The following is a 15,886-nucleotide window of genomic DNA, read 5'->3' on the forward strand; positions in this document are numbered from 1 at the left end:
TTGCATTGGTGAAGTGACTTGTTACAAAATGGCATCCCAATAAAAATATTCATTCTAATTCAGGAAACCACAGTGCTATTTCTCTTTTTGCAGATTCGATACTATCTGAGCCATGTATGATGTTAAAAGTGGTGCTTACGGCAAAATCACCTCTTATCGTTCCAGGAAGTGCTTCTTCTACTTTTGTGGCACCATTTAAAAGCCTTACTATTTTTACAGCGTTTTCTCCTTCCAATACCATTGCGAAAACAGGACCTGAAGACATGTACTGTATTAAGGGCTCATAGTAGGGCTTGCCTTTGTGTTCTTCATAGTGTTTTTCTAAAAGCTCACGAGTGGGTACTATTACTTTTGCGGCCTTAAGCCTTAAACCTTTGTTTTCGTATCTTTTCAATATTTCTCCTATAAGCCCCCTTTTGACACCATCAGGTTTTACAATAGCAAGAGTGGTCTCCATTTAAACCAATCCTTTCCTTTTATTGATTTAACATTATTTCTTACAAGAGAAGTAAACGCGCATATTAATGAAAAAATTCCAGCGGCTATATAAGCTTCTTTAATAGCTATCATAAAGGCAGCGTTGGAATAAAATTTTAGAGCTTGGTAGGCTTTTAACCTGTTTGTAAATATAGCACTTCCTACTGCAATGCCCATTACCATACCTACATTTCTCATTGTTGCGAGAAAGGCGGAGGCTACTCCTAATCTGTTTTTTGGCGCACTTCCCATTATTGCACTGTTGTTTGGCGTCTGAAAAATGGCATTTCCTACGCCAAAAAGGGCAAGGCGGGCCATAATGGCGAACATCGTAGATTTCTCCGTTAAAGTTGCCATGAGAAAAAGGGCGGTTGCAGAAATTACTGCACCAATAGTTGAGAGGATTTGGGCTCCGTATCTATCAGCTAAAATGCCACTTAAGGGTGCTACAACGAACATAATAAGGGGGAAAGAAGTCATTATTATACCTGTTTTTTCAGTGGTAAACCCTAGATGTTGAAGGAGGAAAGGGGTTAAAAAAGTCATTGTGTTTTGAGCCATAAAGTTTAACAGTGTGCTAATGTTTCCAAAAGTAAAAGACCTTATTTTTAAAAGAGAGAAGTCAAACATAGGAAAGTCTACTTTATTTTCTATAATTACAAAGATTGTTAAAAATGTTACTGATGTCAACAATGAAATTATACTTGGAAGTGATGTCCAACCCCATGTTCCGCCTTCTGATATAAAGAGTAAGAGGCTTGCAAGAAAGACAAAGAAAGAAATAGATCCGTAAATATCGAATTTTTCGGGAACTCCTTTATTGTCAGGTACTACGATATGAGCCCATATGTAACCTATTATACCAATAGGAACGTTTATATAAAATATAGACTGCCAACCCAAATTTGATAAAAGAAAACCTCCTAATGTAGGACCTATTGCAAGTCCGATAGATATAGACATAGCATTAATGCCTAAAGCTTTGCCTCTTTCGTTTGGAGGAAACACCGAGGTTATAATAGCCGATGTCATTGACATTACCATGCCAGCTCCTATTGCTTGGATAGCTCGCATAATTATTAACATATATATATTTACAGAAAGACTCAAAACCGCAGAAGATATCGAAAAAGTCAGAAGACCGTATTGATACAGTTTTTTATAACCCAACATATCGCCAAGTCTACCAAAAGTCATCATTAGACTGCTTAAAACTAATAAATATGTCATGGAGACCCAGCTTACTGTTGTTATATTTGTGTGGAAAACTTTCGTAAATTCCGGCATTGCTATGTTAACAATACTTCCATCAATTGGTCCCATGATACTACCTATGACGACAGCAGAAAGAATTGCCCATCTGTTGTAATTCTTGTGTGACATTTATTATCCCTCCGATATTAAAAATTATACCATAAATTCTGGCAAAAGATAAATGTTGAAAAAAAAGGCATTGTACAATATAATTATAAAAGAATTTTAAATAAAAGAATGGATGAGGATAAATGATAGATATAAAAAGGCTCATAATAGTAGCTTTTTTTACAATGGTCATAAATTTGATTGATACGCTTTCTTATTCAATAAGACCTTCTGGTGTAAGAACTCAAAAGCTTGCTGTTGCTCTTTCTCTTTTTAACATTATGGCTGTAATATCAAGGCTATCTAATATGATTCAAGCACCTTTTCTTGGCAGTATTGTAGATATGGCGATAAAAATGGACAAGGTCCATCTCCTTCAAAATGATATGAGAATTGTACTTTTTTCTGCTACATTAGGGGCATTGATAGGGGCACCTCTATTGCCTACTTTTGTATCGATTTTTACTGTTGCCATAAATGGAATGGAAGGGGCTGGAACAGTTCCTAAGCTTGTTCTAAAAGGATTTAGATGTAGTAATTTAAAAAAGATAAAGAAAAAAATTGTGATGCCAAGGCTGTCTATGTTAAAAGGTGTGTGGAAGGCCAACATACCAAAAACTTTTTTGATATATAACGTTATTATTACTTCTATATACACTACAGGTATTATTTCTTCACTTTACGCCGGAGCCATTATTCCTGAGTATAGAATTACAGCAAGTCAGCTTTCGGGTATTGTAAACGGATTTGCGACTGTATTGTTTACTGTTATAGTGGACCCTGTAGCGGCTCTTATTACCGATCAGGCTTTAAGCGGTAAGAGGACTCAACATGATGTGGACAGTATGGTAGTACTTCTCGTGATGGGGAAGATTTTAGGCACTTTGCTGGCTCAGCTTATCTTTATACCGGCTGCAGAGTTGATATTGCTTGTCACAAAATTGATAGTTTAACAAAAAAATTAAAAAATTTTAATTCACTTTTAACGAAAATGTTGTATAATTAGAATTAAAAATAGTTCAATTGCGCTAAGCAATTTGCAATTAAAGGAGATGGGGGCATTGTATTTCATTAGCCCAACTAAGGGAAAAATGCATATCGATAAAATGTTTGAAGACATCATGGAATTTGTCGAGGAAGACCGGCAATCGAATTACAGGTTGATGGTGGGTACAGACTCTCAACCAGGTAAATCCGCATCTTGCTTTGTAACTGCTGTAATCATATACCGAGAGGGGAAAGGTGCCAGGTATTATTATAGGAAATTTTATAATAAAAAGGTGTTGTCTTTAAGGCAGAGGATTTTTATGGAGGCTACTTACAGCATAGAAATAGCGAATCAGCTTTTTGAAAAGATAAATAAGACTGATAAAAGGGATATAAATATACAGATTCATTTAGATGTAGGAGAAAATGGTAAAACAAGAGATATTATAAAAGAAGTGGTTAACATGGTATTGGGATGTGGATTTGAGGCACAAGTGAAACCTGCTTCATACGGAGCTAGCAAAGTAGCAGATAAGTATACTAAAACCATGGCTAATATTGGATAAGACCTCCAGAAGGAGGCCTTATTTTTATATCTTTATTTATTTGTCATTTTTACATCTTTAACTGAAAAAAATACAATTATGCCAAGTAGTAATTTAGGGATTTGTTTTTGTAAAGGATCGAAAGTTGAAAAAATTTAAGAAAAATTTTAAGAAAAAATAAAAAATGTGGTAAAATTTAAATAAGCAATAATTTTAAATTTGAAAAATTTAGGAGGTCATAGAAGTGAATTTTTTGGAAAGATTGTATGGTATATTTTTTCAACCAGTAGAGACAATTAGAGAAATTGTAAGAAAAAAACCTATTTGGCAGGCTGTTATTATAATTATGGTTACAGGACTGTTGACTGTGACAAGCAATTATAATTTTACAATGGATAGGACAGATTTTTTTTCTTACAATACAGGTATGCCTGATTTTGGGAGGTTACGGTCACTATTAGCTATAATGACTGTATTTGGAAGTATTTTTATAGCTCCTTTGACTAATTTTGTTTATGCAGCAGTGTATCATTTTTTAGCTGAAATTTTAGAGGGCAAAATGTATGCCAAAGTAGAGGATAGTGTACCTTTTAATCAAATTGAAGGTAATAATCTTCAAGTTGAACAAAAAACAGGCGATGAAAAGAAAGAGGTAGTAATAGGTACGGCAAAGGGATTGTATTCTGCAATAGGGTTTGCAAAACTTCCCATGATTTTTATGGTTGTTGTAAACTTATTTGTACGTTTGTTAAATCCCAAAACTGGTTTGATATTTATGTATTTATGTTTAGCGATATTTACAATCTGGGTAATTGTTTTAGAAATTATAGCTATAAGAGAAAATTACAAAATGAATACAGGTAATGCAGTGCTTGTATTTTTTCTTCCTTATATAGTTTTGATTGTTCTATTCATAATAATGATGATTTTTATGGGCGCAACCTTTATAAGCGTATTTTCAGGGATTTTAAAAGATATTCCTATACAATAAATTACAGAAATAAAGATTTACAAAATTTCAATAATTTGAGAGGAGGCTTTTGCTCCTCTTTTTTGTTTATACTGTATTTTTTATTTGTCGAAAATTATTTTCTGTTTTGAAGCAGGATTTTTGAAATTTGTAAAGAATATATATTTATAGATAGGTGGTGTTGGGAATGGTGGAAAGTGGGAAAGTTTTAATTAAAGATTTAGAAAAAAAAGACAAAAAAATATTTTCCTTATGGTTGCAAGACATTAATGTGGTTAAATTTTTAATTGATTTGTTTAAAATATCTCGAAGGAAAGACAATGTTTTAAATATACCTTTTGGGAAAAATCGTAAAATGTTCGTATTAGAAACAAAAGATGGTATAAAATTAGGATTCTGTGTGCTATACGATATTGACTGGCAACAAAAAAAGAGCAGTATGTATATTTATATTGAGAAGAAGGAAAATGTAGGTGTAGAAACTGCACAAGAAATAATTAATTCTTTACTCAGAAGGACGGCTTTAAAGTATAATTTAGAGGATATAGAAGTTCATACAAAAAATGATATTTTTGTCAAATGCCTCACAGATATAGAAGACTTTAAAAAAGATGAAGATGGATATAGTTTCCGTATAGCTTTAAATAAGACAAAAGTTCCTGTAAATATAGCCCGATAAGGGCCTTTTACTTTTAGAGTTTTTGTATTATAATTTTATTAAACTTAACAAGTAGAGGGGTTTAGATGAATATACCGAATTTTCTTACATTTATTAGATTTTTGCTTATACCTCTTTTTGTATATACTTTTTTTTATGTTCCTGAGGGGAATACTTATGCTGCAGCGATTTTTATATTATCAGGAATTACAGATATTTTGGATGGTTATATAGCGAGGCACTATAACCAAGTTACAAAAATAGGTACTTTACTTGATCCTCTTGTGGACAAGTTGATGATACTTACTGTTTTAACTAGTTTATGGATAAGAAGTTTAATTCCTTTTTTTGTTATTGCTATATTAATGGTAAAAGAACTATCAATGATAATAGGTGCCGCGATACTTTATAAAAAGCAGGAAATTGCTATACCTGCTAATAAGTATGGCAAAGCAGCGACACTTTTCTTTTATATTGCGATAATTTTTTCAATTTTTAAGTGGCCTTATAGATTTACTTTGGTGATTATAGCGTTGTTATTGGCTGTTTTAGCCTTTATTGTCTACGCCTTGGAGTTTTATAAAAAGACCATAAAAATTATTAAAGAAGAGTGAATGCTTATACAAAAAACAATTTGCACTATGAGGTTACGAAGATACGATAGAGGGGTGTTAATATAGAAATGAAAGACAATCTGAAAAAACTGCAAGAATATTTGTCAAAATTAGATAATGCATTAATTGCTTTTTCTGGAGGTGTAGATAGCACTTTTTTAGCAAAGGTAAGTTATGATGTTTTAGGGAATAGAGCATTAGCTGTGACTGTCACTTCTCCGATACATGCTAAAAGTGAATTAAAAGAAGCTGTAGAGCTTGCTAAAAAAATAGGAATTCCCCATTTGGTTGTGGAATTTAATGATATTCTTGAAATAGAAGAATTTAGGAAGAATCCTTTAAATAGATGCTATATATGTAAGTTCAATTTATTTTCAGGGTTTAAAGCTATTGCGGAAGAAAAGGGCTTCAAATATATTTTAGAAGGTACAAATGCAGATGACGTGTCTGATTTTAGGCCAGGAAGAAGGGCATTAAAAGAATTAGGAATTTTAAGTCCTTTGTTAGAATGTGGCATAAAAAAAGAAGAGATAAGGATTTTATCCAAAGAAATGGGGCTTCCTACATGGGATAAGCCTTCTTATGCATGTCTTGCTTCAAGGATTCCTTATGGGGAAGAAATAACTTATGATAAACTTTCTATGGTAGAAAAGGCGGAAGAGGATTTAAAAGACTTAGGCTTTTCAGGATTTAGAGTGAGATACCATGGAGATGTTGCAAGGGTTGAGCTTCCAAAGGACCAGATGGAGACAATTTTTAAAGAAGGCATAAGGGAAGAAATTGTAAAAAGAATTAAAAGAGTTGGTTTTAAATATGTAGCACTGGATTTAGAAGGGTACAGAGCTGGTAGCTTAAATGAACCTCACATGAGGGTGGTAAAAAATGTATAATGAAAAAATATTGCAGATTTTAATGGAGTTTAAACAAAACAAGTTGTCAACAGATGAAGCTTTAAATGCTTTAAAAAAACTTCCTTATGAAGATTTGGGATTTGCTAAAATTGATTATCACAGAGAGGTAAGAAAGGGATTTCCTGAAGTAATTTTTTGTCAAGGAAAGACTCCCCAGCAGGTTAGAGAAATTGCTTTTAATATGTTTAAAAATGGAAGTAATGTTTTAGGGACGAGAGCATCTCTAGAACATTTTGAAGCAGTGAAAGAGGTAGTAGAAAAAGCAGTCTATTATGAGAAAGCTCGTATAATTTCTATAAGAAATACGCCAATTGAAAAGACAAAAGGCATAATTGGAGTAGTGGCTGCTGGAACTTCTGATTTGCCTGTTGCTGAAGAAGCGGCTATTACTGCAGAACTTATGGGAAACACTGTAAAAAGATTTTATGATGTTGGAGTTGCAGGATTACATAGGCTTTTAGATAAATTAGACGAAATCAGACAATGCCGTGTATTGATTGCAGTTGCTGGTATGGAAGGAGCACTTCCTACTGTTTTAGGAGGATTAATTAGTTCTCCTATAATTGCTGTACCTACCAGTGTAGGATACGGCGCTAATTTTCACGGATTATCCGCTCTTTTAGCAATGCTTAATTCCTGTGCTAGTGGCGTAAGTGTTGTAAATATTGATAACGGTTTTGGGGCGGCTTATTCTGCCAGCTTAATAAATAAAATAGGGGAGGAAACTAAATGAAAGTTTTGTATTTTGACTGTTTTTCTGGAATTTCTGGAGATATGAGTATTGCTTCATTATTATCTCACGTGGACGTGGAAGAGTTTAAAAAGAAGGTAAAGAAAATAGCTTTAGACAATTTTGATATAGAGATAGGGAAAACGCAAAAGAATAGTATAAGTGCTAAGACTTTTAAAGTATTGTATGAAGGAGAGCATCATCATAGGCATATGAAAGATGTGAGAGAAATCATCGAGAAGAGTGATTTAGAGGAAAAAGTTAAGAAAATGAGTGTTGATATGTTCGAGAAATTAGCAGAAGCAGAGGCAAAAGTGCATGGAAAATCTCCCGAAGAAGTGCATTTTCATGAAGTGGGGGCAGTAGATTCTATAGTAGATATAATAGGTACGGCGATACTTATAGACATGATAAAGCCAGATAAGATTGTTTCTTCTCCATTGCCAGTAAGTTCGGGCTTTGTAGATACTCAACATGGACTTATGCCTGTGCCTGCCCCAGCGACAGCAGAACTTTTAAAAGGAATACCTGTGTACCAAAGCGACGTAAAAGGTGAAATTGTGACACCTACCGGTGCCGCTATTGTAAAAACTTTAGCGAATGAGTTTGGTGGTATACCTGACATGAAGATAAATTCTATCGGATATGGTGCTGGCACTAAGGATTTAGAGATACCGAACGTTTTGAGAACATATGTAGGAGAAGAAGAAGTAAAAAAAAACCTGAAGCATTGATGATTTTAGAGACAAATATAGACGATATGAATCCAGAATTTTATCAATATTTGTTTGAACTGCTCTTTAAAAATGGAGCATTGGATGTGTTTTTAACTCCTATTATAATGAAAAAGCAAAGGCCGGGAACCCTCCTCACTGTAATTTGTGAAAAAGAAAATGCTGATAAATTAAAGGAGATAATATTTAGAGAAACTTCTACTTTTGGCATAAGGTATTATGAAGTTTTAAGGCATAAACTGGATAGGGATTTTTCGATAGTAGAGACTCCTTATGGGAAAGTAAGGGTGAAAAGAGGATATTTAAATGGAAAACTTATAAAAGCCTATCCTGAGTATGAGGATATTAAAGCAATCGCAATAAATACTGGTATTTCAATTAGTGATATTTACAGGAATATAATGAGATATATTGATTTAACATTTTTCAAACATTAAAAGCGGGGATTTAACCCGCTTCAGACTATAGACAAACTTTCGTAAAGGAGATATTTTGCATAAGGAACGACTTGTGACAAAGCGGCAATAAAACTTAGCGAGACCAAGTGTGGAGGCAGGGCCGTAGCCACGGATGGCGGAGGCGGGCACTAAGACAAGGATGTCGAATGTGCCCGGTACCCTGCCGGAACCCGAAGGTCGAGTTTAGTTTTGTCGCTTTGGAACATCGGAGTGACGATGCAAAATATCTCCTTTGAATATTTTTTAACTTTGTCAACAAACTGAAGCGGGGATTTAACCCGCTTTTAATGTAAAATAAAAAGTGGTTCCTACTCCTTCTTGACTTTCTATACCATATTTACTGCCGTGTAATGTCAATATTTCTTTTACTATTGCAAGTCCAAGGCCTGTGCCTGATTTGTTTCCTTTGTAATATCTGTCAAAGATGTGCTCTAAATCTTTTTGAGGTATGCCGCATCCTGTATCTGATATTTTAAGTAAAACATTTTTATCTTGGGATATTGCCTCTATTGAAAGAGTTCCTTCTTTTGTCATACTTGCTATAGCGTTGCTTATTATATTTATAATGGCTCGCTTTATCATTTCCCTATCTGCTATTACCTTAAGTTTAAGATTATTAAGCTTTACTTCTATATTTTTTTCTAAAATTTGAATTTCAAATATGTCTAAAGTTTCAAATATAAGTTTTTCTAAATCTATAGGTTCCTCTTTTATTTCTACCATTCCTGACTGGAGTTTAGAAAGCTGTAACACGTCGTCTACCAGTTTAGACATTCTTTCTGTTTCTTTAATCACTGTATTCAAGTATTTTTCTCGCTTTTCTTTGTCATTTCCATAGTAGTCCAAAAGCATTTCAGAATATCCTCTTATAAGGCCAAGAGGTGTTTTTAAATCATGGCTTATATTTGCAATCAAATCTTTTCTAAATTTATCTGTAATAGACAGTTGTTTAACCATTGTGTTCATAGATTTTGCAAGGTCTCCTAATTCATCTTCTTCTTTGTAATTTATCTTAACATTTAAATTTCCAGAAGCGATTTGGTGAGCAGCATTTTTCAAAATTTGTATAGGTCGAGTAAACTTTTTCGACATATAGACGGATATAGATAATATGGCAATTAGTGTGATGACAAAGATCCACCAAAAAACTTGCTTAAAAAGATTGACAGAATCGTTTATAGCAGCAATAGGTATGCTCATGATGAGAGTAGCTGGTTTTCCATGGTACAAAAAAGGTCTTATAATTGATAGATATTCAATATGTAAAAAAGGGTGTTTGTATTCTACTACTTTTACAGTATTTGTAGGATGTAAAAATATTTCAGGGATTCCCAATCCCCTACCGTATCCTCTGTTATCTCCCGCGATTATTATGTTATTTTCTGTTATTGCCACAACTCTGGCACTAGATTTGTCGATAAGTTTACTTATAAGCATTTCATCGTTGTTATTTATTGCATTTACAATTTTTTCACTGTAATTTTTAAGCTGGTTTATTTTATAATGAGAATATATCTTATTAATAAAAACTACCTGCGTCAACCAAAACAGTGATAATATGATGCCTCCAACCAAAAGATAAGAGATAAAAAGTTTCTTTTGTATTCCTTTCAATTTATTCACCATCCAATTTATAACCTATCCCCCACACTGTTTTTATGAGTTTACGCTTTTCTCCTAATTTTTCTCTTAACTGTTTTATATGGGTGTCTACGGTTCTTAAATCTCCATAAAAATCATATCCCCATACTTCATTAAGGCACTTTTCGCGGGATACAACTTTTCCTTTATTATCTATTAAGAGTTTTAAAAGGTCAAATTCTTTTGGCGTAAGGTCAATTTTTTCTCCATCAACCGTGACTTCTCTAGAACTTACATTTATAGATATTCCTTCATATTCTGTTTTTTCTACTTCTGATTCTCCTGAAGTTCGGGCTAAAATAGCTTTAACTCGAGCCACTACTTCTTTAGGGCTAAAGGGTTTTACGACGTAGTCGTCTGCTCCTAATTCAAACCCTAAAAGTTTATCATATTCTTCTCCTCTTGCTGTTATCATCATTACAGGCACTTTTGACTTTTCTCTAATTGTTTTTAAAAGGCTCCAACCACTTATATCTGGAAGCATTATATCTAAAAGAATTATGCCTATATCTTTATTATTATTAAAATATTCAAGCCCTATTTTGCCATTTTCAGCTACCAATACTTCATATCCATTATTTTCTAAATAAGTTTTTAAAATATCTCTCATTCCTTCTTCGTCTTCAATTACTAAAACTTTTTGCATAAAAAACCACCTCTCATCTATAGTTTAATTATTTTTTAATCAGTTTACAATATTTAAAATTAAACTTCACACTTTTCTCACAAATTATATAAAATTACTTCAAACTATTTGGGTATCATAAAGAATGAAAAGGAAAAATCTAAAAGGAGGTATACATGTATGAAGAGAAACAAATGGGTAATAGTTTTAGCAGTTGTATTGGTTTTGGCAATTCCTTTGACAGTTTTTGCAGCAAATATTGATTCACCACTGACAGACAGCATAAAAGGTTTTTTTGGAATTGACACATCAAAGCTTACATCAGAGCAGAAGCAAATAATTGCAGATTACAACAAAAAAATAGCTAGCCTTGAAAAAGAGTTTATAAACAAACTTTTATCAGAAGGGCTTATAACTCAACAACAAGCAGATGATATAATTAAAAACATTGATAGCAGAGTTTCTGAAGCAAATCAAGACAATGTTCCCTTCTTCATTGGTGGTAGAAGAGGATTTGACAAAGGATTTTTTGGAATAGGCCGACTTGATACTTCAAAGCTTACAGAACAACAAAAAGCAGCTTTGACAGAAATATACAAACAAATGGCGTCACTTCAGAAGGATATAGTAAACAAATTGGTATCCGAAGGATTATTAACTCAAGACCAAGCAAACAAAATCACAAGTGCGATAGATAATGCAATAGCTAATGCTGATAAAGAAGGCTATGCTATGTTTGGCGTCAAAAATGGATTAGGGGTTATTTTGAGAGGTGTTGATCCATCTAAATTGACAGACCAGCAAAAGAATGAGTTAATCAATTATTACAAACAAATGGCGCAATTACAAAAACAATTAGTTGATAAATTTGTAAGCTTTGGAGTTATTACTCAGGACAAAGGAAATACGATTAAAAATAGAATTGATACAATGGTGGAAAATATGGAGCAAAACGGGTTGCCTCAAGGATATAGTAACTCTCTCTAATTGAATTTTTTGAATAAAAAGAGATGGTTAAAAAAGGCAAGGAATCAACCTTGCCTTTTTTCATAGGACTCTACAATAGGCTTTAACTTTAAAGTGAGATACGAAGCGATAAATGCCTTGATTAAGTCGCCAGGTATAAAAGGAAGTGCCCCGACTAAAATGGCTTTTTTAAATGGCATTCCTGTAACAAAAGAGAGCTGAGTTACTCCTAAAATATAAACAAAAATTATTGCAAATAAAAGATAGCTTATAAAAATATTAATAAAATTTGCTTTTTTATTTTTTAGAGTCAAAGAAATTAAAAAAGCTGCAAAGGGCCAACTTAAAATATATCCTCCTGTAGGTCCTACTAAAACATTTAAGCCTCCTGTAAGTCCAGAAAAGACAGGTATTCCAATTGCACCTAAAAGGTCAAAAATAAAAAGGCCTAAAAATGCTGATATAGGATTTAAAAGTCCTCCGGCTAACATTACTGCAAAAGTTTGTCCTGTGATAGGTACTGGAGAAAAAGGCAAAGGTATTTTTACGAAACCCATTATAAAAGTAATAGCAGCAAAAAGAGAAGCTAAAATCATGTCTTTAGTTTTTATCATATTTTTCCTCCTCATTGTATTATTACAACAATTATTATATTTTTTTTAAAAAGAATTGTCAACTATTTTTACATAATGGTTAACAATTCTTTAAAAAAGTAGCCCTCTTAAATTTTTAAGAGGGCCAGTAGAATTTTAACTATCTCCATCATCAAATTTTAAATCTGCCATATCATAAGTGAATTCCGCTAAACGAATATTTATGAAAATTGGTATATCGGTTCGCATTGCCAAAGCTATCGCATCACTGGGTCTTGAGTCTAGTTTTATAACTCTATCCCCTTGTTTTATATAAAGCTCTGCATAATAAGTGTCATCTTTTAAATCGGTAATTACAACTTTTTCAGGTTTTCCTCCAAGTTCTTCAATAACAGTTTTTAAAAGGTCGGGGGTTAAAGGGCGAGGGGGCGTAATTCCTTGAAGAGGGATAGCTATGTTTTGAGCTTCCAGTGGACCTATAACTATAGGCAAAACTTTCTTTTCCTCTTCATCTGTCAATAGGACGGAGAAATTTCCTTCTACGTCCATTGTAATTGCCTTAACATGAAATTTTAACATTTTTTACACCTCGATTTAAAACATCTTCTTATTATCATTATATCATACTTATGCAAATTTAATCTGATTGTTTGCTTTAAAACAACTTAACTGTTGACAATTGGTGAAATTTTATATATATTATATATCAAACAGAATATGAGGCTATGAAAGAGAGGAGTAAGTGTATACTGGCTAAAGAGAGGGAAATCCCATGGGCTGAAAGGATTCCTGCCAAAGGTACACTGAAGGTAGCTCTGGAGCCTGTAAACCGAAGTTTAGTAGGTTTAAACGGGTCTGCCCGTTATAGCTTGAGTGATAAATAAAGGTGGTACCGCGAAAAGCCCTTTCGCCCTTTGTGGGTGAAAGGGTTTTAAAATTTTACGGAGGGAGTGTAAGGCATGAAAGAGATAGCTAAAACCTATAATCCAAAGGAATTTGAAGATAGAATTTATGCTTTTTGGATGGAAAAAGGATATTTTACTCCTAAAATAGACCCTGAAAAACAGCCATTTACCATTGTTATACCGCCTCCAAACATAACAGGGCAATTGCATATGGGACATGCACTTGATAATACTTTGCAGGACATATTGATAAGATGGAAAAGAATGCAGGGTTATGCAGCTTTGTGGATACCTGGCTCAGACCACGCCAGCATTGCGACGGAGGTAAAAGTTTTAGACACGATAAGAGAAGAAACGGGGCTCACAAAGAAAGAAATAGGAAGAGAAGAGTTTTTGAAAAGGGCATGGGCCTGGAAGGATAAATACGAAAACCGTATTTTAAGCCAATTAAAAAAGTTGGGTTCTTCTTGTGATTGGACAAGGACGCGCTTTACTATGGATGAGGTGTGTTCAAGGGCGGTAAGAGAAGTTTTTGTTTCTCTCTATGAAAAAGGGCTTATATATAGAGGAGACAGAATAATAAATTGGTGTCCTGATTGTAACACTGCTTTATCTGATGCGGAAGTTGAACATAAAGAACATAAAGGACATTTATGGTACATCAAATACCCCATAAAAGGTGAAGATGGATATGTAGTTATAGCTACTACAAGGCCTGAGACGATGCTGGGGGATGTAGCAGTTGCTGTAAATCCTGATGATGAAAGGTATAAGGATGTGGTAGGTAAGACTTTGATACTGCCACTTGTAGGAAGGGAGATACCTGTAATTGCTGACAATTACGTTGACCCTTCATTTGGAACAGGTGCTGTTAAAGTTACACCTGCTCATGATCCAAATGACTTTGAGATGGGGACAAGACACAATCTTGAATTTATCAATATAATGAATGAGAATGCGACGATTAATGAAAATGGAGGAAAATATAAAGGTCTTGATAGGTATGAGGCGCGAGAAAGAATAGTTGAAGACCTCAAAAATCTCGGGCTACTTCTAAAAGTTGAAGACCACGTTCACAATGTGGGACATTGCTACAGATGCGATACTGTAGTTGAACCTCTACTTTCCAAACAGTGGTTTGTAAAGATGGAGCCTTTGGCTAAACCTGCTTTAGAAGTTGTAAAAGAAGGAAAAATTAAGTTTGTCCCTGAAAGATTCGAAAAAATATACACTAATTGGTTAGAAAACATAAGGGATTGGTGTATTTCCAGACAATTATGGTGGGGACACAGAATTCCTGCCTGGTACTGCGATGATTGTGGCCATATAACTGTATCGCGTAAAGACCCGCAAAAATGTGAAGCGTGTGGAAGCTCACACATACATCAAGACGAAGATGTATTAGATACTTGGTTTAGTTCTGCACTTTGGCCTTTCTCTACTATGGGTTGGCCGGAGGAAACCCAAGACCTCAAATATTTCTATCCTACTGATGTGCTTGTTACGGGATATGACATAATTTTCTTCTGGGTTGCAAGAATGATTTTTATGAGTTTGGAATTTATGAAAGAAGTGCCATTTAAGCATGTTTTGATACATGGTTTAGTCAGGGATGCTCAAGGTAGAAAAATGAGCAAATCTCTTGGCAATGGAATAGATCCGTTAGAGGTTATTGAAAAGTATGGAGCAGACACTCTAAGGTTTACATTAGTTATAGGAAATGCTCCAGGAAACGATATGAGGTTTAGTCAGGACAAAGTTGAACTCAGCAGAAACTTTGCAAATAAATTGTGGAACGCTTCAAGGTATGTGCTACTTAATTTAACTGATAATGATACTAACCTTTATACGGATGGGTTGACTATTGCTGATAAGTGGATTTTGACAAGGTATAACAATATAGTAAAAGAAGTGACAGAAAATTTAGAAAAATTTGAGTTAGGAATAGCCGCGACAAAGCTTTATGACTTTGTGTGGAGCGAATTTTGTGATTGGTATATAGAGCTTAGCAAACCTGTGTTATACAGTGACAACCTTGAAGCTAAAAAGGTTACAAAGTCTGTTTTAAGATATGTACTTGATAATACTTTGAGGCTTTTGCACCCCTTTATGCCTTTTATAACCGAAGAAATATGGCAGAATTTACCTCATGAGGGCGAGAGCATAATGATTGCTGAATGGCCGAAATACAAAGAAGAACTGGATTTCACTGAAGAAGCAAAAAATGCAGAGACTATAATGGAAGCTATTAGGACCATTAGAAATTTAAGAGCAGAAGCAAATGTTTCTCCTTCTAAAAAAGCAAAAGTTATTGTGGCTGTTGAAAATGAAAATTATGTAAAGGTGTTTGAAGTAGGTACAAATTATATAATAAAGCTTGCAGGTGCTAGCGAAGTTGTAATTGAAACAGACAAGAGTAAGATTCCTCACAAGGCTTTGAGTGGTGCAATAGAAGGGGGATTGGTTGTACTTCCTCTTGAAGATTTAATAGACTCAGAAGAAGAGATAAATAGACTTAATGAAGAAAGACAAAAGGTAATAAGCGAAATTGAAAGAGCACAAGGGCTTTTAAATAATGAAAATTTCGTCAAAAAAGCGCCAGAAAAAGTAGTCAGTGCAGAAAGAGAGAAATTAGAAAAATATACTACGATGCTTAAAAACATAGAGGAAAGACTTAAGTTATTAAAGAGTTAGCCTCTTATTAGGGGGA

17 protein-coding genes and 1 other annotated feature are annotated in these 15,886 nt (G+C 33.9%); of the genes, 11 read left to right on the forward strand and 6 right to left on the reverse strand.

Going from position 1 to position 15,886, the window contains the following annotated elements:
• Positions 1–49: 49 nt before the first annotated feature.
• Together ndk and TMATH_RS03865 are read right to left on the reverse strand one after the other, a co-directional pair.
• A complete protein-coding gene (gene ndk / locus TMATH_RS03860; protein ID WP_013150042.1) occupies positions 50–457 on the reverse strand; it encodes a nucleoside-diphosphate kinase in 408 nt (135 codons plus the stop codon).
• Entirely contained in the window at positions 433–1,860 is a 1,428-nt protein-coding gene (locus TMATH_RS03865; RefSeq protein WP_013150043.1) for an MFS transporter, read from the reverse strand. Before TMATH_RS03865 ends, ndk begins: the two co-directional genes overlap by 25 nt.
• Positions 1,861–1,982: 122 nt before the next feature.
• Here TMATH_RS03865 and TMATH_RS03870 point away from each other — a divergent pair, with 122 nt between their 5' ends.
• The 9 genes from TMATH_RS03870 (at position 1,983) to larC2 (ending at position 8,425) form a co-directional block, all read left to right on the forward strand.
• Positions 1,983–2,792: a lipid II flippase Amj family protein gene (locus tag TMATH_RS03870; protein ID WP_013150044.1), complete on the forward strand. Its 810-nt coding sequence runs from the start codon at positions 1,983–1,985 to the stop codon at positions 2,790–2,792.
• Positions 2,793–2,900: 108 nt separating this feature from the next.
• Positions 2,901–3,392 (forward strand): ribonuclease H-like YkuK family protein, encoded by a 492-nt coding sequence (locus TMATH_RS03875; RefSeq protein WP_013150045.1) that lies wholly within the window; start codon positions 2,901–2,903, stop codon positions 3,390–3,392.
• Between the two features lie 223 nt (positions 3,393–3,615).
• On the forward strand, positions 3,616–4,362 hold the full coding sequence (locus tag TMATH_RS03880) for a Yip1 family protein (protein ID WP_013150046.1): 747 nt from the start codon (positions 3,616–3,618) through the stop codon (positions 4,360–4,362).
• 166 nt (positions 4,363–4,528) lie between these two features.
• Positions 4,529–5,020: a hypothetical protein gene (locus TMATH_RS03885; RefSeq protein WP_013150047.1), complete on the forward strand. Its 492-nt coding sequence runs from the start codon at positions 4,529–4,531 to the stop codon at positions 5,018–5,020.
• 65 nt (positions 5,021–5,085) lie between these two features.
• Positions 5,086–5,613 (forward strand): CDP-alcohol phosphatidyltransferase family protein, encoded by a 528-nt coding sequence (locus TMATH_RS03890; RefSeq protein WP_012994823.1) that lies wholly within the window; start codon positions 5,086–5,088, stop codon positions 5,611–5,613.
• Between the two features lie 68 nt (positions 5,614–5,681).
• Complete coding sequence (gene larE / locus TMATH_RS03895; RefSeq protein WP_013150048.1) at positions 5,682–6,503, forward strand: ATP-dependent sacrificial sulfur transferase LarE; 822 nt, start codon at positions 5,682–5,684, stop codon at positions 6,501–6,503.
• Positions 6,496–7,257 (forward strand): nickel pincer cofactor biosynthesis protein LarB, encoded by a 762-nt coding sequence (gene larB, locus TMATH_RS03900; RefSeq protein ID WP_012994825.1) that lies wholly within the window; start codon positions 6,496–6,498, stop codon positions 7,255–7,257. Before larE ends, larB begins: the two co-directional genes overlap by 8 nt.
• Positions 7,254–7,988 carry a nickel pincer cofactor biosynthesis protein LarC gene (gene larC / locus TMATH_RS12340; RefSeq protein ID WP_013150049.1) on the forward strand — a complete coding sequence of 245 codons (735 nt, stop codon included), beginning with the start codon at positions 7,254–7,256 and terminating at the stop codon, positions 7,986–7,988. Before larB ends, larC begins: the two co-directional genes overlap by 4 nt.
• Positions 7,946–8,425 (forward strand): nickel pincer cofactor biosynthesis protein LarC2, encoded by a 480-nt coding sequence (larC2, locus tag TMATH_RS12345; RefSeq protein ID WP_408643078.1) that lies wholly within the window; start codon positions 7,946–7,948, stop codon positions 8,423–8,425. Before larC ends, larC2 begins: the two co-directional genes overlap by 43 nt.
• 294 nt (positions 8,426–8,719) lie before the next feature.
• On the opposite strand, the gene TMATH_RS03915 is transcribed toward larC2, so the two are convergent.
• On the reverse strand, positions 8,720–10,060 hold the full coding sequence (locus tag TMATH_RS03915) for a sensor histidine kinase (RefSeq protein ID WP_198002297.1): 1,341 nt from the start codon (positions 10,058–10,060) through the stop codon (positions 8,720–8,722).
• Between the two features lies 1 nt (position 10,061).
• A complete protein-coding gene (locus TMATH_RS03920) occupies positions 10,062–10,733 on the reverse strand; it encodes a response regulator transcription factor (RefSeq protein ID WP_013150052.1) in 672 nt (223 codons plus the stop codon).
• 159 nt (positions 10,734–10,892) lie between these two features.
• Between TMATH_RS03920 and TMATH_RS03925 the strand changes: the two genes are divergently transcribed.
• Positions 10,893–11,699: a YckD family protein gene (locus TMATH_RS03925; protein WP_013150053.1), complete on the forward strand. Its 807-nt coding sequence runs from the start codon at positions 10,893–10,895 to the stop codon at positions 11,697–11,699.
• 44 nt (positions 11,700–11,743) lie between these two features.
• Here TMATH_RS03925 and TMATH_RS03930 read toward each other — a convergent pair whose 3' ends face one another.
• Both TMATH_RS03930 and TMATH_RS03935 read right to left on the reverse strand, forming a co-directional pair.
• Positions 11,744–12,292, reverse strand: a complete 549-nt coding sequence (locus tag TMATH_RS03930) for a biotin transporter BioY (RefSeq protein ID WP_013150054.1) — start codon at positions 12,290–12,292, stop codon at positions 11,744–11,746.
• Between the two features lie 135 nt (positions 12,293–12,427).
• Positions 12,428–12,850: a bifunctional nuclease family protein gene (locus TMATH_RS03935; RefSeq protein WP_013150055.1), complete on the reverse strand. Its 423-nt coding sequence runs from the start codon at positions 12,848–12,850 to the stop codon at positions 12,428–12,430.
• A 137-nt stretch (positions 12,851–12,987) separates the two neighbouring features.
• Positions 12,988–13,189 (forward strand) — a binding site (T-box leader).
• A 41-nt stretch (positions 13,190–13,230) separates the two neighbouring features.
• On the opposite strand from TMATH_RS03935, the gene TMATH_RS03940 reads away from it, so the two are divergent.
• Positions 13,231–15,870: a valine--tRNA ligase gene (locus tag TMATH_RS03940; protein WP_013150056.1), complete on the forward strand. Its 2,640-nt coding sequence runs from the start codon at positions 13,231–13,233 to the stop codon at positions 15,868–15,870.
• The last annotated feature ends 16 nt before the right edge of the window (positions 15,871–15,886 follow it).

It is taken from the genome of Thermoanaerobacter mathranii subsp. mathranii str. A3, from assembly GCF_000092965.1.
Classification (GTDB): domain Bacteria; phylum Bacillota; class Thermoanaerobacteria; order Thermoanaerobacterales; family Thermoanaerobacteraceae; genus Thermoanaerobacter; species Thermoanaerobacter thermocopriae.

What these genes read in the sequence shown, in the direction of transcription:
- TMATH_RS03870 (WP_013150044.1), top strand. Translation starts at nt 1,983, where the DNA reads ATGATAGATATAAAAAGGCTCATAATAGTAGCTTTTTTTACAATGGTC.
- TMATH_RS03940 (WP_013150056.1), top strand. Translation starts at nt 13,231, where the DNA reads ATGAAAGAGATAGCTAAAACCTATAATCCAAAGGAATTTGAAGATAGA.
- larB (WP_012994825.1), top strand. Translation starts at nt 6,496, where the DNA reads ATGTATAATGAAAAAATATTGCAGATTTTAATGGAGTTTAAACAAAAC.
- TMATH_RS03925 (WP_013150053.1), top strand. Translation starts at nt 10,893, where the DNA reads ATGAAGAGAAACAAATGGGTAATAGTTTTAGCAGTTGTATTGGTTTTG.
- TMATH_RS03865 (WP_013150043.1), bottom strand. Translation starts at nt 1,860, where the DNA reads ATGTCACACAAGAATTACAACAGATGGGCAATTCTTTCTGCTGTCGTC.
- larE (WP_013150048.1), top strand. Translation starts at nt 5,682, where the DNA reads ATGAAAGACAATCTGAAAAAACTGCAAGAATATTTGTCAAAATTAGAT.
- TMATH_RS03920 (WP_013150052.1), bottom strand. Translation starts at nt 10,733, where the DNA reads ATGCAAAAAGTTTTAGTAATTGAAGACGAAGAAGGAATGAGAGATATT.
- TMATH_RS03930 (WP_013150054.1), bottom strand. Translation starts at nt 12,292, where the DNA reads ATGATAAAAACTAAAGACATGATTTTAGCTTCTCTTTTTGCTGCTATT.
- TMATH_RS03890 (WP_012994823.1), top strand. Translation starts at nt 5,086, where the DNA reads ATGAATATACCGAATTTTCTTACATTTATTAGATTTTTGCTTATACCT.
- TMATH_RS03935 (WP_013150055.1), bottom strand. Translation starts at nt 12,850, where the DNA reads ATGTTAAAATTTCATGTTAAGGCAATTACAATGGACGTAGAAGGAAAT.
- ndk (WP_013150042.1), bottom strand. Translation starts at nt 457, where the DNA reads ATGGAGACCACTCTTGCTATTGTAAAACCTGATGGTGTCAAAAGGGGG.
- TMATH_RS03885 (WP_013150047.1), top strand. Translation starts at nt 4,529, where the DNA reads ATGGTGGAAAGTGGGAAAGTTTTAATTAAAGATTTAGAAAAAAAAGAC.
- larC (WP_013150049.1), top strand. Translation starts at nt 7,254, where the DNA reads ATGAAAGTTTTGTATTTTGACTGTTTTTCTGGAATTTCTGGAGATATG.